The 22,775-nt window shown below is 67.8% G+C and carries 22 protein-coding genes; 17 read left to right on the top strand and 5 right to left on the bottom strand.

Annotation, left to right across the window (positions count from 1 at the left end):
• The 3 genes from C265_RS01910 to C265_RS01920 all read right to left on the bottom strand — a co-directional run.
• Window positions 1-1,281 (bottom strand): cobalamin biosynthesis protein (locus C265_RS01910; RefSeq protein WP_010812871.1); only part of this gene is annotated, 1,281 nt, incomplete at its 3' end.
• A complete protein-coding gene (locus tag C265_RS01915; RefSeq protein ID WP_010812870.1) occupies window positions 1,278-2,294 on the bottom strand; it encodes an AAA family ATPase in 1,017 nt (338 codons plus the stop codon). The genes C265_RS01915 and C265_RS01910, both read right to left, overlap by 4 nt.
• A gap of 48 nt (window positions 2,295-2,342) precedes the next feature.
• Window positions 2,343-3,173, bottom strand: coding sequence for an IclR family transcriptional regulator (locus C265_RS01920; protein WP_011617529.1), 831 nt, complete (start codon window positions 3,171-3,173; stop codon window positions 2,343-2,345).
• Window positions 3,174-3,507: 334 nt separating this feature from the next.
• Here C265_RS01920 and C265_RS01925 point away from each other — a divergent pair, with 334 nt between their 5' ends.
• The 4 genes from C265_RS01925 to C265_RS01940 all read left to right on the top strand — a co-directional run bounded on the left by C265_RS01925 (window position 3,508) and on the right by C265_RS01940 (window position 8,586).
• Window positions 3,508-4,944: an amino acid permease gene (locus C265_RS01925; RefSeq protein WP_010812868.1), complete on the top strand. Its 1,437-nt coding sequence runs from the start codon at window positions 3,508-3,510 to the stop codon at window positions 4,942-4,944.
• Between the two features lie 76 nt (window positions 4,945-5,020).
• A complete protein-coding gene (locus C265_RS01930; RefSeq protein WP_010812867.1) occupies window positions 5,021-6,583 on the top strand; it encodes a PLP-dependent aminotransferase family protein in 1,563 nt (520 codons plus the stop codon).
• A gap of 140 nt (window positions 6,584-6,723) precedes the next feature.
• Window positions 6,724-7,128, top strand: a complete 405-nt coding sequence (locus tag C265_RS01935; RefSeq protein ID WP_010812866.1) for a nuclear transport factor 2 family protein — start codon at window positions 6,724-6,726, stop codon at window positions 7,126-7,128.
• A gap of 15 nt (window positions 7,129-7,143) precedes the next feature.
• On the top strand, window positions 7,144-8,586 hold the full coding sequence (locus C265_RS01940) for an FAD-binding oxidoreductase (RefSeq protein ID WP_010812865.1): 1,443 nt from the start codon (window positions 7,144-7,146) through the stop codon (window positions 8,584-8,586).
• A 47-nt stretch (window positions 8,587-8,633) separates the two neighbouring features.
• Here C265_RS01940 and C265_RS01945 read toward each other — a convergent pair whose 3' ends face one another.
• Together C265_RS01945 and C265_RS01950 are read right to left on the bottom strand one after the other, a co-directional pair.
• Window positions 8,634-9,407, bottom strand: coding sequence for an SDR family NAD(P)-dependent oxidoreductase (locus tag C265_RS01945; RefSeq protein ID WP_010812864.1), 774 nt, complete (start codon window positions 9,405-9,407; stop codon window positions 8,634-8,636).
• Between the two features lie 131 nt (window positions 9,408-9,538).
• Complete coding sequence (locus C265_RS01950; RefSeq protein ID WP_010812863.1) at window positions 9,539-10,423, bottom strand: helix-turn-helix transcriptional regulator; 885 nt, start codon at window positions 10,421-10,423, stop codon at window positions 9,539-9,541.
• A gap of 469 nt (window positions 10,424-10,892) precedes the next feature.
• On the opposite strand from C265_RS01950, the gene C265_RS01955 reads away from it, so the two are divergent.
• The 13 genes from C265_RS01955 to C265_RS02015 all read left to right on the top strand — a co-directional run bounded on the left by C265_RS01955 (window position 10,893) and on the right by C265_RS02015 (window position 22,775).
• A complete protein-coding gene (locus C265_RS01955) occupies window positions 10,893-11,426 on the top strand; it encodes a (2Fe-2S)-binding protein (RefSeq protein ID WP_037023357.1) in 534 nt (177 codons plus the stop codon).
• A complete protein-coding gene (locus C265_RS01960) occupies window positions 11,423-12,400 on the top strand; it encodes a xanthine dehydrogenase family protein subunit M (protein ID WP_010812861.1) in 978 nt (325 codons plus the stop codon). The genes C265_RS01955 and C265_RS01960 overlap by 4 nt, the downstream gene beginning before the upstream one ends.
• The gene (locus tag C265_RS01965; protein WP_010812860.1) at window positions 12,397-14,511 is read left to right on the top strand and encodes a xanthine dehydrogenase family protein molybdopterin-binding subunit; all 2,115 of its coding nucleotides are present in this window, start codon (window positions 12,397-12,399) and stop codon (window positions 14,509-14,511) included. Before C265_RS01960 ends, C265_RS01965 begins: the two co-directional genes overlap by 4 nt.
• Window positions 14,512-14,745: 234 nt before the next feature.
• A complete protein-coding gene (locus C265_RS31160; RefSeq protein WP_010812859.1) occupies window positions 14,746-15,189 on the top strand; it encodes a GNAT family N-acetyltransferase in 444 nt (147 codons plus the stop codon).
• Between the two features lie 136 nt (window positions 15,190-15,325).
• Window positions 15,326-16,255 carry a LysR family transcriptional regulator gene (locus tag C265_RS01975; protein ID WP_010812858.1) on the top strand — a complete coding sequence of 310 codons (930 nt, stop codon included), beginning with the start codon at window positions 15,326-15,328 and terminating at the stop codon, window positions 16,253-16,255.
• A gap of 194 nt (window positions 16,256-16,449) precedes the next feature.
• Complete coding sequence (locus tag C265_RS01980; protein WP_010812857.1) at window positions 16,450-16,797, top strand: hypothetical protein; 348 nt, start codon at window positions 16,450-16,452, stop codon at window positions 16,795-16,797.
• A gap of 200 nt (window positions 16,798-16,997) precedes the next feature.
• On the top strand, window positions 16,998-17,351 hold the full coding sequence (locus C265_RS01985) for a Zn-ribbon domain-containing OB-fold protein (RefSeq protein ID WP_010812856.1): 354 nt from the start codon (window positions 16,998-17,000) through the stop codon (window positions 17,349-17,351).
• A 28-nt stretch (window positions 17,352-17,379) separates the two neighbouring features.
• Window positions 17,380-18,525, top strand: a complete 1,146-nt coding sequence (locus C265_RS01990; RefSeq protein WP_010812855.1) for a thiolase family protein — start codon at window positions 17,380-17,382, stop codon at window positions 18,523-18,525.
• Window position 18,526: 1 nt separating this feature from the next.
• Complete coding sequence (locus tag C265_RS01995; protein ID WP_010812854.1) at window positions 18,527-19,291, top strand: SDR family NAD(P)-dependent oxidoreductase; 765 nt, start codon at window positions 18,527-18,529, stop codon at window positions 19,289-19,291.
• A gap of 11 nt (window positions 19,292-19,302) precedes the next feature.
• Complete coding sequence (locus C265_RS02000) at window positions 19,303-20,106, top strand: enoyl-CoA hydratase/isomerase family protein (protein ID WP_010812853.1); 804 nt, start codon at window positions 19,303-19,305, stop codon at window positions 20,104-20,106.
• Window positions 20,107-20,138: 32 nt separating this feature from the next.
• On the top strand, window positions 20,139-21,122 hold the full coding sequence (locus tag C265_RS02005; RefSeq protein ID WP_010812852.1) for a tripartite tricarboxylate transporter substrate binding protein: 984 nt from the start codon (window positions 20,139-20,141) through the stop codon (window positions 21,120-21,122).
• Complete coding sequence (locus C265_RS02010; protein WP_010812851.1) at window positions 21,119-21,538, top strand: PaaI family thioesterase; 420 nt, start codon at window positions 21,119-21,121, stop codon at window positions 21,536-21,538. Before C265_RS02005 ends, C265_RS02010 begins: the two co-directional genes overlap by 4 nt.
• A 1-nt stretch (window position 21,539) precedes the next feature.
• Complete coding sequence (locus C265_RS02015) at window positions 21,540-22,775, top strand: CaiB/BaiF CoA-transferase family protein (RefSeq protein WP_010812850.1); 1,236 nt, start codon at window positions 21,540-21,542, stop codon at window positions 22,773-22,775.

The raw sequence follows: 22,775 nt of genomic DNA on the forward strand, positions 1-22,775 counted from the left end.
CGGGCGGCCGCGCGCGAGCCAGTCGGCGCGGGCGCGGCCGCCGTTCCAGGCGTTGGTGGTGAAGCCGAGCACCTCGGTGGCCACGCCGGCCTGGTCGAGTGCGCGCGTGAGCATGTCGATCAGCAGCGTGAGCGGCTCGGCCTGCGCCTTCATCGAGCCGGAGCAGTCGATCAGGAAGCCGACCACGCAGTCGGCATGAGCCTTGTGCGCTTCCAGGCGGAAGAGCCGGCGCTCGGAGGGGGAGCAGACCAGCTGCGCCAGGCGGCGGCCGTCGATACGGCCGCTTTCCTCGCCGAAGGACCAGCCGTCCACGCGCGGCTGCGACAGCGCGGCGCGCAGCCGGCGCGCCAGCCGGGCGATGTTCACGCCAGCGCGCGCGATGCGTGCGTCAAGCCGCGTGCGGTACTCGTCCAGCAAGGCGCGGCGCACCAGCGTGGCGGCGCGCACTTCGCGGTCGTAGCAGGTGGTGAAGACGCGGTAGCCGTCGGTGGCGTCGGCCAGCACGCGGCTGTGGCCGCTGTCGGCCAGTGCAAAGTCTTCCGCAGGCGGTTCGTCGAAATCCAGCCACAGCGCAAACCCGGCGCGCGCAGCCGAGGCTGCGTTGTCGTCGTCTTCGCCGGCAAGCGGGGCTTCGGTACGGATCATCTGCGCCACCGCGCGCGCCAGCGCCAGTGCGTGCGCGGCGTAGGCGGCCTGGTCGTGGCGTTGCGCGCGCAGGCCGGCCAGCGCGGTGCCGAGCACCGGCACGATGGCGGCGCGCGTGGCTTCGATCAGGTCTTCGGTCTCTTCCAGCACCGGCTCACCCGTCAGGCGCGACCACGACACCTGCGCCACGGTATAGAGCAGGATGCCGAGATGCCCCTCGGTCAGCCCGGAGCGATGGAAGGCCCGCGACCACGCCATGAAGCGGTGGCGCAGGTTGGCCGCCACGCCGGCCATGCCGCGCGGCAGGCGGGTCTCGCAACGCAGCTGCTCAAGCAGTTCGAAGACCAGGCGCTCGACCGCATCTGCCGGGCACAGCTGCCGATGCAGCGCGGCGTCGGAATGCGCCTGGCGCAGGGCGGCACCATCGGCCGCGCCGCGCAGGCAGGTGGCCGTGTCAGTTTCCAGGTCCGTGCGCAAGTGCGGCGCATGCTGCGGCACCGGGCGCATCGCGCGCCAGAGCTGGCCGTCGCGGAAATGCAGCGCCGCATCGCCAGTGATCGCGCGCACCGCGGCACCGGACAGCTCATCCTGCCGCTGGCGCCGGCGCAACTGCTGCGCGACCGTGGCCGCACTCATCGCGCGGGCTCCGACTCGGAGCTGACGCCGGCGGCTTCGCCCGGCAGGTGGCCAAAGCAACGCTGGTAGTACTCGGCCACCACCGGCCGCTCGGCTTCGTCGCACTTGTTCAGGAAGGTCAGCCGGAAGGCGAGCGCGGGGTCGCGGAAGATCTGGCAGTTCTCGGCCCAGCTGATCACCGTGCGCGGCGACATCAGCGCCGACACATCGCCGGCGGCAAACCCGCGGCGCGTGAGCCCGGCCAGCGCCACCATCGCATCGACCAGCGCGCGCCCGGCGTCGTGGTCCAGCTCCGGCACGCGCGCCAGCACGATGCCGGCCTCCTCTTCATGCGGCAGGTAGTCCAGCGTGGCGACCACGTTCCAGCGGTCGATCTGCGCGTGGTTGAGCAGCTGGGTGCCGTGGTAGAGGCCGTTGACGTTGCCCAGGCCGACGGTATTGGAGGTCGCAAACAAACGGAAAGACGGATGCGGGCGGATCACGCGGTTCTGGTCCAGCAGCGTGAACTTGCCGTCGCGCTCCAGGATGCGCTGGATCACGAACATCACATCAGGCCGGCCTGCGTCGTATTCGTCGAAGATCAGCGCCACCGGGCGCTGCAGCGCCCACGGCACGATGCCTTCCTGGAATTCGGTGACCTGGCGCCCGTCGCGGATAACGATGGCGTCCTTGCCGACCAGGTCCAGCCGGCTGATATGCCCGTCCAGGTTGACGCGCACGCAAGGCCAGTTCAGCCGCGCGGCGACTTGCTCGATATGGGTCGACTTGCCGCTGCCGTGCAGGCCCTGCACCATCACGCGCCGGTCGCGCATGAAGCCGGACAGGATTGCCAGCGTCACCTCGGGCTGGAAGCGGTAGGCCGGATCGATCTCCGGCACGTGGTCGTCGCGCTGGCTGAAGGCCGGCACCATCAGGCCGGAATCGATGCCGAACGCGCTGCGCACCGGAATCATCCGGTCCGGCTTGCCAAACTGGTCTTGCGTCACCTCATGCTCCTTGTTGCTTGCTGCCATGCCATCGGCACTGCGGCAAGCGGAGCAATCCGCGTGACGCCGTGCGCGCTATTCGTCCTCTTCCGCGCCGCCCTGCCAGCTGCCGGCGCTGTCGGCCTCGATCGCCGCCAGCGCGCCCGCCGCACGCTGCAGCGCGGGCAGCAATTGCAGCACCTTGTCGCGCGTCACGCGCATCACCGGGGCCTGCAGCGCCAGCCCAAGGTTGGACTTGCCGCCGTCCACGGCCGGCACCAGCACGCCGATGCAGACCAGCCCCGGCAGGAACTCTTCATCGTCCATCGCGTAGCCGTCGCGCTTCACGCGCTCCAGTTCGGCTTCCAGCTGCGCGTGGTCGGTCAGCGTGTTCTGCGTGTAGCGTTCCAGCTCAACGTTGGCCAGCAGCCGCTGGCGCTGCGCCGGCGCCAGCTGCGCCAGGAACAGCTTGCCCGTGGCTGAGCAGTGCGCGGGCACGCGCGAGCCCGGATGCAGGTAGAAGCGCAGCGGCGCCGCCGTTTCCACGCGGTCCAGGTACAGCACCTCGCCGCCGGAGAACGCGGTCAGGTTGCAGCTCTCGCCCACCTCTTCCACCAGCCGGCGCAGCACCATGTGGCGCGCACCGTGCGAGGTGCTGTTGAGCAACAGGTTCTCCGCCAGCCGGCGCAGCCGCAGGCCGGTGCCGTATTGCCGCCCGTCGCCGTTGCGCTGGATCAGGCCCGCCGCCTCCAGCTGCTGCAGCATGCGGTGCAGCGTGGGCTTGGGCAGTCCGGTTTCTTCCACCAGCGCCTGCAGGTTGAAGGACTGGTCCTTCTCCGCGATGACTTCGAGCAGGCCGAACAAACGCAGTGCCGGCGTGTCTCCATCCGGCTTGGCGTCACTTTTGGCGAGGCGCATATCGTTCATGCCTGGCTCCATCATAGGTAAGTTTCATTTTCAGAGTCAAATCATATCAATTATCGAAACTTCTGGTTGACCTTCCCCTGCGAACGGCCTACATTCCAGTGAAAGAACAATTTTTCGGAACTTCTGGTTCCAGTTTTTAAGCGATCACCGGAGACAAGTCGACATGTACGGATAGGCCATCCCTCCCCGGGATTGCAAATACTGAACGACCACGGCCCCAGGCTGGCAATTACTGCCCTGCCATCTATACCGAAGAGAAGCCGTGGCGCCTGCCTTAAACGCTGTACTGGCTGCAACGCAGTACCGACAGCTAGCGCAGCACAGGAGACACAACATGATCCAACAACCAGAGTCCGGCAACGGGCTATCCCACGGCCTGAAGCAACGCCACATGACCATGATCGCGCTGGGTGGCGTGATCGGCGCAGGCCTCTTTGTCGGCAGCGGCGTCGTCATCAAGTCCGCCGGCCCGGCCGCGGTCCTTTCCTTCCTGATCACCGGCCTGCTGGTGGTGCTGGTGATGCGCATGCTGGGCGAGATGGCCTGCGCCATGCCCGGCACCGGCGGTTTCTATGAGTATGCGCGCGAAGCCTGGCGCGACCGCCCGGCGGTGGGCAACCTGGCCGGCTTCCTGACCGGCTGGATGTACTGGTACTTCTGGGTCATCGTGGTGGCGCTGGAAGCCGTGGCCGGTGCCGACCTGGTGCGCTACTGGCTGCCCGACGTGCCCAACTGGATCATCAGCCTGGTGCTGCTGGTGATGCTGACGCTGACCAACCTGGTGTCGGTCAAGTCCTTCGGCGAGTTCGAGTTCTGGTTCGCGTCGATCAAGGTGGCCGCGATCATCGTGTTCCTGTTCGTCGCCGGCGTCTATGTGCTGGGCCTGGCGCCCGGTGCCCATGGCATGCAGGTGGCCAACCTGACCGCCAACGGCGGCTTCATGCCGCACGGCATCGTACCGGTGCTGACCGGAGCGGTAGCCGCCACGGGCTTCTACTTCGGGGCCGAGATCGTCACCATCGCCGCCGCCGAGACCGCCGAGCCGCAGAAGGCAGTGGCCAAGGCCACCAGCTCGGTGATCACGCGCGTGCTGGTTTTCTATGTGGGTTCGATCCTGCTGGTGGTCTGCCTGGTACCGTGGAACTCCAACAGCATCGCCACGCCGTACGTCAGCGCACTGAACGTGATGGGCGTGCCGGCGGCCGCGCAGATCATGAACGCGATCGTGCTGACCGCGGTGCTGTCGGCGCTTAACTCGGGCCTCTATGCCTCGTCGCGCATGCTGTTCGCGCTGACCCGCCGTGGCGACGCCCCCAAGTCGCTGGCCCGCGTGAGCCGCAACGGCGTGCCGGTGCGCGCCATCCTGGTGGCGACCCTGTTCGGCTACGGTGCGGTGGTGATGTCCTATGTCTCGCCTGATACGGTGTTTGCCTTCCTGGTGAACTCGTACGGCACGGTGGCGATCTTCGTCTACATCCTGATCGCGATCTCGCAGCTGCGCCTGCGTTCCCGCCTGGAGCGCGAAGCGCCGGGCCAGCTGCGCGTGCGCATGTGGTGCTACCCGTACCTCACCTACCTGGCGATCGTCGGCATGATCGGCATCGTGGTGGCGATGGCCTTCATCCCCGACCAGCGCACGCCGCTTGCGCTGGGTGTGGTGAGCCTGGGCATCCTGCTGGTGGCCTACGCCGCGCGGCACCTGTTTCGCGGTAGCGTGGATCCGGTAGTGCCGCTGGCGGAGATGCCGCGCCCGGACCTGCATGAGTATTGATGACTGACCATGACTGACGTGGCGCGCCGGTGCGGTATGCTGGCGCGCTTCGCCGTCTAGGCAACGCCCCTGCCCCATGAGCCTGAAGTCTCCCACCACCCTCTGGTCCCAGCTGTTCCAGCAGCATGCCCACTCGGGCCTGAGCCTGCAGGGCAAGATCCGCCAGATGCTGGTCTCGGCCATCCTTGACGAGCAGCTGCCGCAGGGCGAGCCGCTGCCCAGCAGCCGCGAGCTGTCGGCGCAACTGCGCGTGGCGCGCAACACGGTGGTACTGGCCTACCAGCAGCTGGTCGATGAAGGCTACCTGGTGGCGCGCGAGCGCAGCGGCTACTTCGTCAACCCGGAGATCCTGGGCACGCGCGTGAGCGGCGTGGCCTCGCTGCGCGGCGAGGCGGTGCCCGCCCGCTCAGGCGAGCCGGACTGGGAGCGGCGCTTTGTGTTCCGCCCCACGCAGCAGCGCAATATCGTCAAGCGCGCCAACTGGCGCGACTACCCCTATCCCTTCATCTACGGCCAGTACGACCCGGTGCTGTTCCCCACGGCGGACTGGCGAGAATGCTGCCTGAAGGCGCTCAGCGTGCTCGACATCCACGACTGGGCCCAGGACATGATCCTGCGCGACGACGAATCGCTGGTGCAGCAGATCCGCACCCGCGTGCTGCCGCGCCGCGGCGTGTGGGCCGGCGCCGACGAGATCGTGGTGACCGTGGGCGCGCAGCAGGCGCTGTACCTGCTGGCCGACCTGCTGGTCAGCCCCGACACGCCGGTGGGGATCGAGGACCCCGGCTATCCGGACGCACGCAATATCTTTGGCTCGCACACCTCCCACCTGGTGCCGCTGCCGGTCGACGGCGACGGCCTGACCCTGTCTGACGCGCAACGCGCCTGCGACTACGTCTACGTGACCCCGGGCCACCAGTGCCCCACCACCGTCACCATGCCGCTGGCGCGCCGCCAGGCCCTGCTGCGCCAGGCCGAGGAAGCTGACTTCGTGCTGATCGAGGACGACTACGAAAGCGAAAGCCGCTTCGAAGGCGACCCCACCCCCACGCTCAAGAGCCTGGACCGCAGCAACCGCGTGATCTATGTCGGCAGCCTGTCCAAGAGCCTGGCGCCGGGGCTGCGCATCGGCTATATCGTCGGGCCGGCGGCACTGATCGCCGAGCTGCGCGGCGCGCGGCGGCTGATGCTTCGGCATCCGTCGGCGTATATCCAGCGCGCGTTCTCGCTGTTCCTGTCGCTGGGCCACTATGACGCGCACCTGCGCCGGCTGGCGGCCGCGCACCGCGAGCGCGCCGAAGCCGTGCTGGCGGCACTGGCCACGCATATGCCTGACTTCCGCGCGGTGCCGATCGCCGGCGGCGCCTCATGCTGGATCGAGGGGCCGTCCTGGCTCGATGCCGATGCGCTGGCGCGGCTGGCCGAGTTGCAGGGCGTGCTGATAGAGCCCGGCAGCGTCTTCTTCATGGCCGAGCCCGCGCCGCGCAATGGCTTCCGGCTGGGATACTCGTCGATCTCGCTGGACCGCATCGAGCCCGGCATCCGCGTGCTGGCGGGCGTGGCGCGTGAGCTGCAGGCCACCGCCAGCGGCGCCGCAACCATCGCCGCCGTCACTTCCCGGGTCCGTCCCGCGGCCTGAGCCGGCCCGCGGCGGTGTCTGCCGCCGCTGGCCCAAGCGATTGTCCCGAACTGGCGCTACAGCGCCGCGCGCGGCTTCCCTATCCTCGAGTCATGGCCGGTTCCCCACGGACCGGCAGACAACACTCAGGAGACCAACCCATGTCCAAGGACAACACCGCCGCCGGCATCGAACTGCTGCAGGCCTTCAACGACGCCTGGAACCGCCACGACATCGAGGCCCTGATGGGCTTCATGGCCGATGACTGCGCCTTCCACGGCGTGGCCGGGCCCGAGCTGCTGGGCCGCAGCTTTATCGGCCGCGACGCGGTGCGCGAAGGCTTCCAGCTGGCCTGGCAGACTTTCCCCGACGCGCAGTGGGTCGATGGCGACCACTTTGTCGTGGGCGACCGCGGCGTGAGCGAATCCACCTTCCGCGGCACCCGTGCCGACGGCGCCCGCATCGAGGCGCGCATGGTGGACGTCTTCACCTTCCGCGACGGCAAGATCGCGGTCAAGAACGCGTACCGCAAGGATCGCCCGCCCGTCGTAGCGCCCGCAGCCTGACCGAGGAGACGCGCCATGCAAGCCGTAGCCCCCCGCAGCCTCCTTGCCGGCGAGCAGTCCACCGCTCCCGCCCGCCCGTACGACCCCGCCTACGACCCGCTGCACACCCCCAATCCCGGCCACGGCCGCGAGTACGCGCCCACCTACTGGATCGGCACCGCGGGCGAGCCGCCCGCCGACGACGGCCCGATCACGCACGACATCGACGTGGATGTGGCGATCATCGGCTCGGGCTTCACCGGCCTGACCTGCGCCATCTTCCTGGCACAGGAATACGGCATCAAGGCCACCGTGCTCGAAGCCAACCGCGTCAGCTGGGGCTGCAGCACGCGCAACGGCGGCCAGGCGCAATGCGCGTCCGGGCGGCTCAAGCGCTCGCAGTGGATCCAGCGCTACGGCCTGGATACCGCGCTGCGCCTGCATGAGGAAGTCTGCGACGGCATGGAGACCTTCAAGGGCCTGATCAAAGACATCAACTGCGACCCGCAGCCCGGCGGCCACCTGTATATCGCGCACCGCGCCAAGGTGATGCCGGCGCTGGAGAAGGAAGCCAAGCTCCTGCGCGAAGTCTTCAAGTACGACGCACGGATCATGGACGCCGACACCGTGCGGCGCGAGTATGTCGACGACAAGGAAGCCGCGGGCGCCATGCATGAGCCCGAAGGCATCGGCATCCACGCCGGCAAGCTCGCCTTCGGCTACCTGCGCCGCGCGCGCGAGCTGGGCGCCAGGGTGCATCCGTCCAGCCCGGTGACCGGCTGGGAAACGCGTAACGGCGTGCATTACCTGCGCACCCCCGGCGGCATCGTGCGCGCCCGTACGGTGGGTGTGGCCACCGGCGGCTATACCTCGCAGACGCTGCACCGCGAGCTCAAGAACCGGCTGTTCCCGATCCTGTCGAACTCCATCGTCACGCGCCCGCTCACGGCCAGCGAACTGGCCGCGTGCAACTTCCGCACCACGCAGGTCATCACCGACACCCGCATCCTGCGCCACTACTACCGCCTGATGCCAGACGGCCGCCTGCAGATCGGCAGCCGCAGCGCCATCACCGGCAACGACGCGCCGCAGGAGCAGTACAAGCAGAAGCTGATCGGCGACATGCACCGCAAGTTCCCGGCGCTGCAGGGGATCCAGGTCGATTACTCGTGGTGGGGCTGGGTCGATGTCAGCCACGACATGATGCCGCGTATCACGCAGCCGGATCCGGCGCAGTCGATCTATTACGCAATGGGGTACGGCGGCAATGGCGTGATGTACTCCGCGCAGGCTGGCAAGCGGCTGGCGGCGTTGATTGCTGGCAAGGCTTCCGCGCTGCCAGAACTGCCGATCTTCCGTTCGCCGCTGCCGTTCCCGAATGTGCGGGAGATGGTGGAATCGCAGATGTTCGCGCCGTTCCGGAGGATGGGGCAGCGGGTGCTGTACCACTGGTATCACCTGAAGGACGACGTGCTGTAACTCGCGCGTGGGCGTGCCGCCTGGCGCGCCCACGCTTCTGGCCCGCCTCAGAACAGCGTGTAGCCCCCGTCGATCACAAAGGTATCGCCCGTGTGGTAGGCCGACGCCGCGCTCATCAGGTACACCGCAATCCCGGCGAAGTCACTACCCTCACCCCAGCGGCGCATCGGCACGCGCTTGTGCACCATTTCCTGGAAGGCATCGTTACCCTGGGCCACGCTGGTCATCTCGGTCCTGATCCAGCCCGGCAGGATCGAGTGCGCGCGGATGCCCTTGCGCGCGTACTCCACCGCCAGCCCCCGCATCATCGAGATCACGCCGCCCTTGGTGGCCGCATAGTGCTCGGAGCGCGGCGCGCCTTCAATCGCCGCGACCGAGGCCGTGCTGCACAGCACCCCGCCCTCGCCCTGCACCAGCATCTGCCGCACCGCGGCGCGCAGCGTGAAGAAGGCACCGTCCAGGTTGACGCGCATGGTCCTGCGCCAGGCCTCGGTCGGCATCTGGTCGAACGGCCCCTTGCTGCCGCTGCCCACGCCGGCATTGGCAAAGCAGCCGTCAATGCGCCCCAGCGCCGCCACCGTGCGCCGCATTGCAGCATCGACCGCCTGCTCGTCGCCGACGTCGCAAAGCTCGGTATGCACCTTGCGCCCATGCTGGGCCAGGCGGTCGGCAGCGGCAGCGTTCTTGTCGGCATTCGTGCCCCAGATCGCGATATCGGCGCCGGCCGCGGCCAGCCCTTCGGCAATGCCCAGGCCGATGCCGCCGTTGCCGCCGGTCACCAGTGCCACTTTGCCGCTCAGGTCGAATGGATGCTTTGTCATGTGATTGTCTCCTTGGGGGGTGGGACATTGTTCACATGGCGAAGGGTTCAAGGCGTCGTCGGAATGGATGAAATCGCCGAGGCAGGTGACGGGCGCCGGACCGGCCATGGCCACCGCCGCCCCATGACAGCCTAAAGAGCGGCTCCCTGACTGGCATCCTTATGCCCGGCAAATTCACCCGGCGTACATCCGAAATGCCGCTTGAACCGCCGTCCAAAGTGAGACTGGTCGGCGAAACCGACAAGCGTGGCAACCAATGCCAACGGATAGTCTCCCGAGCGGATCATCTCGCGCGCGCGCAGCAAGCGAACGCGCTCGACATACGCCATCGGCGTTTCGCCGATGCTGCGCTTGAACATGCGCGCAAAATGAAAGCGGCTGACATTGGCCATATCCGCCAGCGCCTGCAGCTTCACCGCCTCCGGTGTACCGTGGATATAGTCCAGGACCCTGCTGAGGGCCTGCGGATGGAGCCCGCCGGGAAGTGACGAGGCGCCCGGGTCACTGACATTGAAGCGATGCACTAGATGCGCCGACAGCGCGCAGGAAAGGGACTCGGCGATCAGCATTTGCGCCGGATGCGCGACCGCCTGGATCTCTCGCGCCAGCGTAAAGGTAATGGTCTCGGCGAAGCCGTCGCGCTGCCCGAAGCAATTGCGGAGCCTGTGCGCGGCGCGTGGCTGGCGGATCGTGGCATCAGCGGCTTCGGCCAGCAGGCTTTGCGGAATCCTCGCAATGACGATGGAACCGGGCCTGTCCCAACTCCAGCTGGATTCGACCAGCCGCGGGTGCAGGCTGATATTGCCGGGAACAACGATGCCGCGATGCACCTGGCCCAGTCGCCGCTGCTCAAGCCTGGCGTGTCCCGCGAGTCGCATCGCAAGCATGTCGTGGTCCAGCTCCGGAGAGGACACCGATCCGGCCGAGCGCCAGTGATGGATCTGCACGGTGATGCCAGCCCACGGGCGTCCGCTGCTGCTGACATCGGGACGAACCGGCAACTCCGCATCGATCACGCCATGTCTCGTCGGCGATCGCATAGGCACATACCCCGCAAGGGCCCACGACGGTAGCGTCGGGGCAAGGGCCAGGTCCCCGCTGCGCATGAAAGCATATGAATTTATCCGGTTGAAGTAAAGCGGCCCGCACAATCCGCGGGACCTGACGCAAGCCATGCCGGCTGGTCCTCCTTTTCATACCTATCATCCAACGAGTCAGCGCAAGAATCGTCCACCGCAGCGCAACCACGTTCTATTGCGATGACCGCCGGTGCCTGTAGCGTTTCAACGACTGTCCCACCAGTCCGAGGCAGCCACACACCTTCCGGTCCCGAGGCAGGCCAGTGTCAGGCCGAACCTGCAGAGACTTGCAGAATGCGCCCCCAGTCGTTCCGGCAGTTCGCTGCCGAAGCTGGCGCAGGCCCGGGCGAAGTCCCTGTCCCCAACCGCCCGAATCATCCGGGCTATGCAAAGAGGAATGTCGACTATGTCCAGTTCTGTTCGTTCCGACGCAAGCCAACCACAGCCTGGCGATAGCTACGGCTCAACCCGCATGCCGCTGTGCCTGACGGTCAACGGCACGCTGCATCGCCTCGATATCGATCCGCGCGAATCCCTGCTTGACGTACTGCGCGAGCGCCTGGACCTCACGGGCACGAAGAAGGGCTGCAACCAGGGCGCGTGCGGGGCCTGCACGGTGCTGGTGGACGGGCGCCGGATCAACGCCTGCCTGGCTTTGGCCGCCATGTACAACGACGCCCACGTGAGCACGATCGAAGGCCTGTCGTCGGCCGACGGCGAGCTGCATCCGCTACAGGCCGCGTTTATCGCGCACGATGGCTTCCAATGCGGATTCTGTACGGCAGGCCAGATCATGTCTGGCGTCGCCTGCATCAATGAGGGTCATGCCACCTCCGCCGACGATGTGCGCTTCTGGATGAGCGGCAATATCTGCCGTTGCGGGGCTTACGCGGGGGTCGTCGCGGCGATCGCCGAGGTCGGCGGGAGGATGCTGCCATGATCCCGTTCACACTGCAGAAAGCCGGCTCGGAAGCTGAAGCGCTGGCGGCGGCCGCGGCCGGGGCCCGCTTCATCGCCGGCGGCACCACGCTGGTGGACCTGATGCGCGAGCACGTGGAACAGCCCACGCAACTGGTAGACATCAACGCGCTGCCGCTGAACCATATCCGCATGGAGGGCGACGAGCTGGTCATCGGCGCGCTGGCCCGCATGTCCGATGTCGCCGCGCACCCCGACGTTTGCCGGCTCCACCCGGTGATCGCCGAGTCGCTGGTCGAGGGCGCCTCTCCCCAGTTGCGAAACATGGCCAGCATCGGCGGCAACCTGCTCCAGCGCGTGCGCTGTCCTTACTTCCGCATGCTCGATGCCGCCTGCAACAAGCGCACCCCGGACAGCGGCTGCGCGGCCATCGACGGGTTGCACGCGGGCAATGCCATCCTGGGCGCCAGCGACCATTGCTCCGCAACGCATCCGTCCGACCTTGCGGTTGCCCTGGTCGCGCTGGACGCGGTGGTCCACGTACGGGGTCCGCACGGCGCGCGCCATTTCCGCGTGGAAGACCTTTACCGCCTGCCCGGAACCACGCCGCATCTCGAACACACCTTGCAGGCCGGAGAACTCATTGCCGAGGTGCGAGTTCCACCGCTCGCCTATGCACGGACTGCGCGCTATCTGAAAGTGCGGGACCGGGCCTCGTATGAGTTTGCCCTGGTATCTGCCGCGGCAGCCTTCGAGGTCAGGGATGGCGTGATCCAGGCCGCTCGCCTCGCATGCGGTGGCGTGGGCACCCGGCCATGGCGCATGCGCGCGGCCGAACTCGCGCTGCAAGGCAGGCCGCCCACGCGCGCGAGCTTCGAGGCGGCAGCGCTTACCACGATTGCAGGCGCCACCCCGCTGCCAGGCAACCGCTACAAGGTCGCGCTGCTGCAACGAACGGTGGTACGGGCCCTCGAACTCGCAGGAGAAGGCAGATGAACGCAAACCATATCGGCCAGCCGCATGCCCGCGTCGACGGGCGCGCCAAGGTGACCGGCAGCGCGCAGTATGCCGCCGACTTCAACCAGCCAGGACAGGCCTACGCGGTGATCGTGGGCGCTTCGATCGGACTCGGTCGCGTGATCGCACTCGACGCCGAAGCCGCGCGCCGACTGCCAGGGGTACTGGCGGTACTGACGCACGAAAACGCGCCGAAACTGGCGTACGCCCCGCACAAGGGCTTTATCGATCCGGAACACGGCGAACGTCTGCATGTCCTGCAGGACGATCACGTCCGCTTCTATGGCCAGCCGGTTGCCGTGGTCGTGGCGCAGACGCTGGACCAGGCCGAGCATGCGGCCTGCCTGCTGCTGATTCGCTATGCCGAGGAATCACCGGTCTCCGACCCGCTCGACCAGCGCGCCGAAGCCGTGGTGCCGGAGGCGGGACGCGAACCAGGCCCCCATTCGGCGGACCGGGTCCGCGGCGACCCCGAGGCCGCGCTGGCGGCGGCTGCCGTCAGCATCGACGCCACCTACGATGCCGCGCGAGAAAATCACTTCCCGATCGAACCGAACGCCACCGTTGCCGCCTGGCAAGGCGACCAGCTGACGCTCTGGAGCAAGAGCCAGTTCGTGATCAACGAGCAGGCCGAGATCGCGGCGATCCTCGGCATCCCGGCTGAGAACGTCCACGTCATCTGCCCGTTTATCGGCGGCGCCTTCGGCACCAGCCTGCGCACCTGGCCGCATGTCACGCTGGCGGCAGTCGCCGCGCGCGAAGTGGGCAAGCCCGTCAAGCTGGTGCTGTCGCGGCGACAGATGTTCCATCAGACGGGGCACCGGCCGCGCACCGTGCAGCGCATTGCGCTGTCGGCAACGCCCGACGGCAGGCTGACCGGCATCGTGCACGAAGGCACCGGCGAAACCAGCCGCCATGAGCAGTTCACCGAGGCACTCACTGCGGTGACGCCGTTCCTCTATCGCTGTCCCAATGTGCGCACTCGCTACCGGCTGGTGCCGCTGGACATCGGCACGCCGACCTTTATGCGGGGTCCGGGCGAGGCCACCGGCGTCTTTGCGCTGGAATGCGCGATGGACGAGCTGGCCTACGCCCTCGAGATGGATCCGCTGGAACTGCGGCGGCGCAATGAACCCGGGCTCGACGAGGGCATGCAACTGCCGTTCTCCAGTCGCTCCATGCTTGCCTGCTACGAACGCGGCGCCGACGCGTTCGGCTGGTCCCGCCGCACGCTCTCGCCCGGCTCGATGCGGGACGGCCGCCTGCATATCGGCTGGGGGATGGCCTGTGCCAGCTACCCGGTCTTCCACGGCCAGGCCAGCGCCCGCGTGCGCCTGCTTGCCGACGGAACGGCCGAAGTCGAAGCCGCCGCCAGCGACATGGGGCCCGGCACCTACACCTCGATCACGCAGATTGCCGCCGAGACGCTGGGCCTGCCGATGGACAGCGTGCGCTTCAGCCTTGGCCGTTCGGATTTCCCACCTACCCCGCCGCACGGGGGCTCGATGACCCTCGCGTCCGTCGGCTCGGCCGTGCGCGCGGCCTGCATTGCCGCGCTGGACCAGCGCCAGGCGCGCGCGGATCGCACGGACGGCGCCATCGAAGCGAGCGCCACGGCAGGCCCGGATGGCGAGGTGCGCAGCCGGTTTTCCATGCATGCCTTCGGTGCCGTGTTCGTCGAAGTCGCCATCGATCCCGATGTCGCCACGATCCGTGTCCGGCGCGTGGTCGGCGCCTATGGCGCGGGTCGTATCGTGAATCCGCGGCTCGCAGCCAGCCAATGCACGGGCGGGATGGTCGGCGGCATCGGCATGGCGCTGATGGAGCGAACCGCGCTGGATCCGCGGGACGGCCGGCCGGTGAATGCGCACATGGCGGATTACCTCGTGCCCGTCAACCTGGATATCCACGGGCTGGAAGCGCATTTTGTCGACGAGGTCGATCCCCATGTGAACGAACTGGGCGTCAAGGGGTTAGGTGAAATCGCGCTGGTGGGCGTGGCGCCGGCCGTAGCCAACGCCGTGTTTCACGCAACGGGAAAGCGCGTGCGGGAGCTTCCGATCCGCATCGAGCACCTGGTCGAGCACTAGTCCGGCAAGTGCGACATGCCGCCGACGCCGCCCAAACTGACGGCGTCGGCGGGGATCCGCAGGCTCGACGCGATTTTGAAATGTATTTCTCTACAGGGCTTACCCGAGGACCTAGGGTTTTCTAGTGTACGAAAACCTAGGCTGCCGGGGATTGATAAGGTACTTTTCTCCCGCCAACACCAAAACACTCCGTATCCGCCCACGCGTCAAGGACCGCCGGCGACAGGCTTCATCATGATCAAAGATCTACGCATTCGTTCTGCGGGCACGCAAGATCTGCCGGCAATTTCGAAGGTTCTCGCGCAATGCGGCTTGGACGAGCACGAAATCGAAGCGCATCTGGAGACTTTCCATGTTGCCGTGCTGGAAGGCCGCATCGTTGGATGCGCCGGCGCCGAACGATACGACGATCTCGTCGTCATCCGGTCTGTGGCCGTCCTTCCCGAATATCGCCAGCTCGGGGTGGCGACTCACCTGGTCTCCGCGGTATTGATGCGGGCGCGCGCGCAAGGCGTGCGTCGCGCCGTACTGGCGACCAGCAATTGCCCGAGTCATTTCGCCCGCTATGGCTTCCAGCTGGTCTCCGCGGAGAACCTTCCCGCTGAAGTCCGCGCGTCGCACACGCTCAGGATTGCAGGCATACCGCCAGGGCTGTGCATGCATTGCGAGCTGAAGTAGACGCCTCTGCCCGCTCAATCCGCTCTGTTCGCTCTATCCGCAATTCACAGGCACGGGGTCTGTGGCGGCCCACGCCCGCCGGTTGTCCCCAAATCGGCACTATGATGGCGGCATTCTCCACCATCCGTTGCCAGTCATGGACAAGGCCCGTGTCCTCACCCTCTTCCTCGGCGTGGTACGCGCCGGCAGCTTCCACCGCGCCGCGGTGGAAGCTGGCGTCACCCCGCAGGCCGCCAGCAAGGCCGTGCGCACGCTGGAGGATCATCTCGGCGTGCGCCTGCTGCACCGGACCACGCGCAAGCTCAGCCTGACGGAAGAAGGCGCACGCCTGTTCGAGCTGGCCGCGCCGGGCATGCGCCAGCTCGACGAAGCGCTCGAGCAGGTCCGCAGCAGCAAGAGCGACAACGACGGTCTGATCCGCCTGACCGCTCCGCCGTCGCTCGGCAGCCGCGTGCTGGTCCCGCTGGTGCGGGGCTTTCGCGAACAATACCCCGGCATCACCTTCGATGTAGTGCTGAGCGACCTCTTCACCGACCTGGTCGAAGCCAAGATCGACGTCGGCTTCCGCGTCGGCACCAGCCCCGGCCAGAACCTGGTGGCGCGGCGGCTGTGCGACCTGCCGCTGGTCATCTGCGCGGCGCCGGATTACCTGGCGCGGCACGGCGAGCCGGCAACCCTCGACGACTTGCCGCAGCACCAGTGCACCGGCTTCCGCCGCCCCGCGACCGGGCGCATGGTGCCGTGGGAGCTGCAGGTGGACGGCGACCTGATCTACCAGGAGGTGCCTGCCGTGGCGAGCTTCAATGACGTGGAAACCGAGGTCGAAGCGGTGCGCGCCGGCATGGGCATCGGCCAGCTGCCCGCCTACATGATCCACGCCGACCTCGTGAGCGGGCGGCTGAAGGCGATCCTGCCGGGGTACAGCAGCAGCAATGTCGGCATGTACATGTACTACCCGCATCGCAGCCAGATGCCGGTGCGGGTCCGGCGCTTCATCGACTTCGTGGTGGAAGCGGGCCGGGGCGCGGAGCAGTCGCTGTCACGGCTGGTCGGGGTCGTGACCTGAGCCTGCTACCCCGCAGCACAGACAACCAGAAGTTGCTATTGAAACGCCATTCCACTCTCTAGTGCGACGTTCGCTCCACGCCTAAATTGGTCTCAACGGCGGCTGCACAGCGCCATCCCCGGAACCACACCGGGAAACGCGCAGCAGCCACCGTCCGCCTCTTTCTCTGATGACCAGTCTCCAGGAGCGACATCATGATTGCCCAACTCGCACGCACCCTTGTTCCCGCCGCCATCTCGCTGGTGGCCGCCGTCTCCCTCCAGAACGCCAATGCCGCGCAAGCCGGCAACAGCGCGCCCGCCAGCGTGGCAGCGCGCACGCATGACGTGTTCACCGACGGCCAGCGGCAGGGCCGCTTCGACACCTTCTCCGAAGGCGCGCATGACAGTGGCGCCACTGCGCTCGTCGCCGGGCTCGACCGCAGCGGGGTCTCGGCCACGCCGGGGCGAAAGTTCTATCCGTACACCGAGGGTGCCCGTGCGGTCGAAGGCAATCCGCGCCTGCGCGGCACGGCCTTGAATGGCGCATCGGCGTGGGTGTGATCGCCCGGTCCGAAGTCGACGCAACGCGGCAGGACGAGCCCTGAACGGCTGACTCCAATCCCCGGACAAAGCGCTTTTCCAGACGCCCTGCCTCGCCTTTTCGTTTGACTTTTTCTCAACCGAAAACGCCGGAAATATCGTTTGTCGCGCAGGCCGCCGACGACAACTATTACGCCAAGGCCAACCCACAGGAGACAGCCATGTCAGACCAGCCCTATCCGCTCTGGAGCGCGGAACCCGTCCCCCACCTGCTCGCCTCGCGTGACCGCGCCACCGGCGAGTGGATCTTCCCGGCGCTGCCCGCCGACTCGCCGCTGGCGGACGGCCACGAGACCGTCGCCATCACCGGCACGGGCGTGCTCTACAGCTTCACCGTGATCCATCCCGCGCCCAAGAGCGGACTGGCTCCGTATGCGCTGGGTTATGTCGATTTCGTCGGGCCGGTGCGAATCTTCGGCCGCCTGCAGGGCGCGGCGCGTCCGGTCATCGGCGAACGCTACGCGCAGCGGCATGACGCCGAGCTGGGCTATGTCTTCGAGGCCGTCACGGTCTGATCGATCGAGAGAAGGAGAGGTAAGCAAGATGCAGGACATCTACATCCATGGCGGCGCGATGACGCCGTTCGGCCGGCACCCCGGCGTGCTGGCGCCGGAGCTGGCGCAACAGGCAATCCTGAAGGCGCTGGCCGATGCCGACGTGCCGGCCGGCCGCATCCAGGCGGTCTACTGCGCCAACGTCCTGGGCGGCATGATCCTCGGCCAGCTGATCGTGCGCGATCTGGGGCTCAAGGGCATCCCGGTCTACAACGTCGAGAATGCCTGCGCCAGCGGCGCCACCGGCGTGCACCTGGCACGGCACGCGCTGCTGGCCGGGCAATACGACACGGTGCTGGTCTTCGGCATCGAGCAGCTGACCGCGCTCGGCGGCGGCACCATCCCGCTGCAGCGCAATGACCACAAGACCGACCTCTATGCGAAGTCCGGCATGGTACTGCCCGCGGTGTATGCGATGCGCGGCACGCGTTTCCTGCACGAGCGCGACGCCAATCCGTCCGACCTCGCTGAAGTGGCCGTGAAGAACCGCTACCACGGCTCGCTGAACCCGTATGCCCAGCAGCGCAAGACCACCACGGTCGAGGAAGTGCTGGCCTCGCGCATGATCGCCGACCCGCTGACGCTGCTGCAGTGCTGCCCGTCGCAGGTCGATGGCGCGGCGTCGGTGGTGCTGAGCACGCGCCGGCCGGCGCAGGCGCGGCCGGTGAAGGTGCTGTCGTCTGTAGTGGTGTCGGGCATGCGCGAGGAGGCCGACGACGATATCCTCGATGCCGAGATCACCGCGCGCGCCGCGCGCCAGGCTTACGAACAGGCCGGGCTCGGCCCGCAGGACGTCGACGTGGTCGAACTGCACGACGCCTTCACCATCGCCGAACTGCTCTACTACGAAGCCCTCGGCCTGGCGCCGCGTGGCGATGCCGTGGCGCTGCTCAAGTCCGGCGCGACGCGCCTGGGCGGGCGCGTGCCGGTCAACCCGAGCGGCGGCCTGCTGGCCAAGGGGCATCCGCTGGGCGCCACCGGCGTGGCGCAGATGGTCGAGATCCTGTGGCAGCTGCAAGGCCGCGCCGGCGAACGCCAGGTGGCGGATACCCGCATCGGCCTGACGCAATGCACCGGCGGCGGCATCGCGGGCGTGGACCACGCCGCTTCTTCCGTCCACCTGCTGGGAGTCTGAGATGGGCACGCAACGCTTCGATCCTTCCCATGTGGCGGTGGTCACCGGCGCAGCGCGCGGCATCGGCCTGGGCATCGCCACGCAACTGGCCCGCCAGGGGCTGGCCGTGGCCCTGCTCGACCGCGACGCCGCCGCGCTCGATACCGCCGTCGGTGCGCTGGTTGCCGAGGGCTTCAACGCCTTTGGCGCCAGTGCCGACCTGACCGACTCGGCCGCGGTCAACGATGCCTTCGCGCAAATCCAGGCGCGCACTGGCCGCGTCGACTACCTGGTCAACAACGCCGGCGCCGTGCGCGACATGCGCTTCCTGAAGATGACCGACGACGACTGGGACCTGGTCATCGATACCAACCTGCGCTCGCAGTTCCTGTGCTGCCGCGCGGCGCTGCCCGGCATGGTCGAGCGCGGCTACGGGCGCGTGGTCAATATCTCGTCGCGGGCGTGGCTGGGCGGATTCGGACAGGCTAACTACTCCGCGGCCAAGGGCGGCGTAGTCAGCCTGACGCGCTCGCTGGCGATCGAGTTTGCGAGCAAGGGCATCACCGTCAATGCAGTGGCGCCGGGCATCGTCGATACCCCGCTGTTCCGCGGCTTCGCGCCCGACGTGCAGGCCCGGCTGCAGAAGTCGGTCCCGGTGCAGCGCATCGGCACCGCCGACGATATCGCCAACGCGGTCAGCTTCTTCCTCGACCCGCAGTCGTCCTACGTGACCGGGCAGGTGCTCTATGTCTGTGGCGGCCGCAGCCTGTCGTCGCCAAGCGTGTAAGGAGGCAAGCCATGACCGTACGACTCCACACCGAAGGCGCGGTCGCCGTGCTAACGATCGACCGGCCCGATGCCCTCAATGCGCTGGACGTGGCCGCGCTGCGCGAACTGCGCGCGCACCTCATCGAAGTGCGCGACCGCGACGACCTGCGCGTGGCGGTGCTGACCGGCGCCGGCACGCGCGCCTTCTGCGCGGGCGCCGACCTGAAAGGCACGCGCAGCTCGCCCGCGACCTATCCGGAAGCACTGTTCCGCGCGCCGGAGCAGGCCGCCGACCTGGGGCTCTATATCCGGCTGATGGACCTGACCGACCTGGGCCTGTTCAAGCCGCTGATCGCGGCGGTCAACGGCCATTGCCTTGGAGCGGGGCTTGAGATAGCGCTGCAATGCGATGCGCGGATCGCGTCAGAACAAGCGAGCTTCGGCCTGCCCGAAGCCGCGGTCGGGTCAATCCCCGCTGTCTCGGGCCTGCATCGCCTGCTGAAGGCCGTGCCGGCGGCGCATGCGATGCAGATGGTGCTGACCGGCGAGCGAATCGACGCGGCGCAGGCCGCGCGCATCGGGCTGGTCACCGAGACGGTGGCGCCTGCCACGCTGCTCGACCGTGCGCTGGCGATCGCGACCCGCATCGCCGCCAATGCGCCGCTGGCGGTGCAGGCCGTCAAGAAGCTGTCGCGCCAGACCAGCCACCTCAGCGAAGCCGACGCCCAGCAACTGACCGAACTCTACTGGGGCGTGCTGCGCGATACCGCGGACCGCACCGAAGGCCGGCAGGCCTTCGCCGAGAAGCGCGAGCCCCGCTACACCGGGCGCTAAGCGTTCGCAAACAGACAGACAGGAGACAGACCATGACCCGCATTACCCGATTCGCACGCGTGGCGCTGGCCGGCATGCTGGCAGCCACGGCGCTGGGCGCCGCCGCGCAGGCGCCCTTCCCCAGGCAAAAACCGATTACGCTGGTGGTGCCGTTCGCCCCCGGCGGCGGCAACGATATCCTCGCGCGGCTGATCGCGCCGAAGATGGGCAAGCTGCTGGGCCAGACCGTCGTGATCGAGAACAAGCCCGGCGCGGGCGGCAATCTCGGCGCCGACTATGTCGCCCACGCGGCGCCGGACGGCTATACGCTGGTGATCGCATCCAGCCAGGTGACGATGAACCCGTTTCTCGGCACGAAGATTCCGTTCAGCATCGAACGCGACTTCGAGCCGGTGGGGCGGATCGCGTCAGTGCCGATCATGCTGGTCGCCAACCCCGACCAGCCGTTCCGCACGCTGCAGGATTTTATCCAGTACACCCGCGCCAATCCCGGCAAGCTCAGCTATAGCAGCCCGGGCAACGGCACGCCCCAGCACCTGGCCGGTGAAGTCTTTGCCAGGCTCAACAAGACCGAACTGCTGCACGTGCCCTATCGCGGCACCGGGCCGTCGATCACCGATCTGATGGGCGGGCAAGTGCAGATCTCGTTCGCGACCTTTGCTTCGGCGATCCAGTATGTGCGCGCCGGCAAACTGCGCGCGCTGGGCATCGCCGGCAAGAAGCGCACCGCGCTCATGCCCGACCTGCCGACCTTTGCGGAAGCAGGCATCGCCGGCTACGACGCCGAGCTGTGGTACAGCCTGCTGGCGCCGGCGCAGACGCCGAAGCCAGTGGTCGACAAGCTCAACGCCGCACTGGTGGCCGCGCTGAAATCGCCTGACATCGCCGAGCAGATGGCAAAGCAAGGCTTCGAGCCGCAGGCGTCGTCGCCGGCCGAGCTGAAGACCTATATCGGCAAGGAAATGGCGCGCTGGCAGCGGCTGATCCAGGACAACGGCATCAAGGTGGCCTTATGAACATGCATCCCGCCACGGTGCCGTCAACCGACAACCCGCTGCTGGACTACCTCGGCATCCGCCTGGCCAGCGTCGGCGACGGCCGCTGCACCTTCGAGCTCGACCTCGAGCCACGCCACCTGAACCGGCAGGGCAGCGTGCAGGGCGGCGTCACCGCCACGCTGCTCGACGCCGCCTGCGGCTACGCCGGGTTGCCCGCCGGCCCGGACGGCACGCTCGGCCACGCGGTCACCGTCATGCTGACGATCAGCTATCTCAGCAAGGCCAGCACGGGCCGGCTGCGCGCCACGGCGCAACTCACCCGCGCCGGCAAGAGCCTGTACTTCGCCTCGGCGGAGCTGACCACCGATGCCGGCGTGCTGGTGGCGACCGCGCAAGGCACGTTCAAACGATCCCGCACCCTACCGGAGGCATGACATGTTGCGCGACGCACTGGACGGCCTGACCGTCATCGATTTCACGCAGATCGGCGCCGGGCCGACCTGCACCATGCTGCTGGCCGACATGGGCGCGAGGGTCATCAAGGTGGAGCCGCCGGGCGGTGAGATGGGCCGCGGGCTGGGGCCCGGCTGGCTCGGCGACGACAGCGCGCTGTTTCACGGCTTCAACCGCAACAAGCTGGGCGTGGCGATCGACCTGAAGTCCGCCGACGGCGTGGCCGTGGCCCGCCGCCTGATCGTGGGTGCCGACATCGTGGTGGAAAGCATGCGGCCCGGCGTGATGGAACGCCTCGGCCTTGGCCATGCGCAACTGGCGGACGAACACCCCGCGCTGATCTACTGCTCGATCTCCGCCTACGGGCAGGAGGGACCATATGCGAGCCGCGCCGGCGTCGACGGCATCATGCAGGCGGATTCCGGCCTGATGAGCCTGATCGGCCTGCCCGACGGCGAGCCGTGCAAGGTGCAGGCGCCGGTCGTCGACGTGATGACCGGCTACGTGGCCTCCGTGGGCGTGTTGGCGAAGCTCGCGCAGCGGGCCCGCGACGGCCTGGGCGGCCATCTCGACGTCAACCTGCTCAATGCGGCGCTGGCGCTGCAGCAGTCGTCCATCACCAGCTACTGCGCCGACGGGCAACTGCCGGAACGTGTGGGCAGCGCGGCGCCCTACTCAGCGCCCAACCAGGCCTTCCGCACCGCCGATGGCTGGGTCATGGTGGCCGCCTATATGCCCGAGCGCTGGCGCCGGTTGTGCGATGTGCTGGGCCGGCCCGAACTGGCCGACGATCCGCGCTTTGCGACTTCACCGCTGCGCGTGGTCAATCGCGCGGCAATGGTGGAGGTGCTGACCAGTGCCTTCGTCACCCGCGCGACCGACACATGGCTGGCGTTGCTCCAGGACGCCGACATTCTGTGCGCCCCCGTGGCGACCTACGAGGACGTCATGGCGCATCCGCAGGTGGCCGCCAACCGCATGGTGCAGCGCGTCCGGCACGACACGCTGGGCGAGATCCGCATGCCGGGATTCCCGATCAACAGCGCTCAGGAGAACGCGTTGCCATCGCGGCCGGCACCAGCTTGCGGACAGCATACGCAGGCGGTGCTGGGCGAGCTTGGCTACAGCCGCGACGAAATCGCCGCGCTGTCGTCTCGGGGCGCTATCCACTGCGGCGATATCGAGGAAAAGCGACACGTGGTCGCGGCGGCATCGTGA

This window comes from Cupriavidus sp. GA3-3 (assembly GCF_000389805.1).
GTDB lineage: Bacteria > Pseudomonadota > Gammaproteobacteria > Burkholderiales > Burkholderiaceae > Cupriavidus > Cupriavidus necator_D.

What these genes read in the sequence shown, in the direction of transcription:
- C265_RS01915 (WP_010812870.1), bottom strand. Translation starts at nt 2,294, where the DNA reads ATGGCAGCAAGCAACAAGGAGCATGAGGTGACGCAAGACCAGTTTGGC.
- C265_RS01920 (WP_011617529.1), bottom strand. Translation starts at nt 3,173, where the DNA reads ATGAACGATATGCGCCTCGCCAAAAGTGACGCCAAGCCGGATGGAGAC.
- C265_RS01925 (WP_010812868.1), top strand. Translation starts at nt 3,508, where the DNA reads ATGATCCAACAACCAGAGTCCGGCAACGGGCTATCCCACGGCCTGAAG.
- C265_RS01930 (WP_010812867.1), top strand. Translation starts at nt 5,021, where the DNA reads ATGAGCCTGAAGTCTCCCACCACCCTCTGGTCCCAGCTGTTCCAGCAG.
- C265_RS01935 (WP_010812866.1), top strand. Translation starts at nt 6,724, where the DNA reads ATGTCCAAGGACAACACCGCCGCCGGCATCGAACTGCTGCAGGCCTTC.
- C265_RS01940 (WP_010812865.1), top strand. Translation starts at nt 7,144, where the DNA reads ATGCAAGCCGTAGCCCCCCGCAGCCTCCTTGCCGGCGAGCAGTCCACC.
- C265_RS01945 (WP_010812864.1), bottom strand. Translation starts at nt 9,407, where the DNA reads ATGACAAAGCATCCATTCGACCTGAGCGGCAAAGTGGCACTGGTGACC.
- C265_RS01955 (WP_037023357.1), top strand. Translation starts at nt 10,893, where the DNA reads ATGTCCAGTTCTGTTCGTTCCGACGCAAGCCAACCACAGCCTGGCGAT.
- C265_RS01960 (WP_010812861.1), top strand. Translation starts at nt 11,423, where the DNA reads ATGATCCCGTTCACACTGCAGAAAGCCGGCTCGGAAGCTGAAGCGCTG.
- C265_RS01965 (WP_010812860.1), top strand. Translation starts at nt 12,397, where the DNA reads ATGAACGCAAACCATATCGGCCAGCCGCATGCCCGCGTCGACGGGCGC.
- C265_RS31160 (WP_010812859.1), top strand. Translation starts at nt 14,746, where the DNA reads ATGATCAAAGATCTACGCATTCGTTCTGCGGGCACGCAAGATCTGCCG.
- C265_RS01975 (WP_010812858.1), top strand. Translation starts at nt 15,326, where the DNA reads ATGGACAAGGCCCGTGTCCTCACCCTCTTCCTCGGCGTGGTACGCGCC.
- C265_RS01980 (WP_010812857.1), top strand. Translation starts at nt 16,450, where the DNA reads ATGATTGCCCAACTCGCACGCACCCTTGTTCCCGCCGCCATCTCGCTG.
- C265_RS01985 (WP_010812856.1), top strand. Translation starts at nt 16,998, where the DNA reads ATGTCAGACCAGCCCTATCCGCTCTGGAGCGCGGAACCCGTCCCCCAC.
- C265_RS01990 (WP_010812855.1), top strand. Translation starts at nt 17,380, where the DNA reads ATGCAGGACATCTACATCCATGGCGGCGCGATGACGCCGTTCGGCCGG.
- C265_RS01995 (WP_010812854.1), top strand. Translation starts at nt 18,527, where the DNA reads ATGGGCACGCAACGCTTCGATCCTTCCCATGTGGCGGTGGTCACCGGC.
- C265_RS02000 (WP_010812853.1), top strand. Translation starts at nt 19,303, where the DNA reads ATGACCGTACGACTCCACACCGAAGGCGCGGTCGCCGTGCTAACGATC.
- C265_RS02005 (WP_010812852.1), top strand. Translation starts at nt 20,139, where the DNA reads ATGACCCGCATTACCCGATTCGCACGCGTGGCGCTGGCCGGCATGCTG.
- C265_RS02010 (WP_010812851.1), top strand. Translation starts at nt 21,119, where the DNA reads ATGAACATGCATCCCGCCACGGTGCCGTCAACCGACAACCCGCTGCTG.
- C265_RS02015 (WP_010812850.1), top strand. Translation starts at nt 21,540, where the DNA reads ATGTTGCGCGACGCACTGGACGGCCTGACCGTCATCGATTTCACGCAG.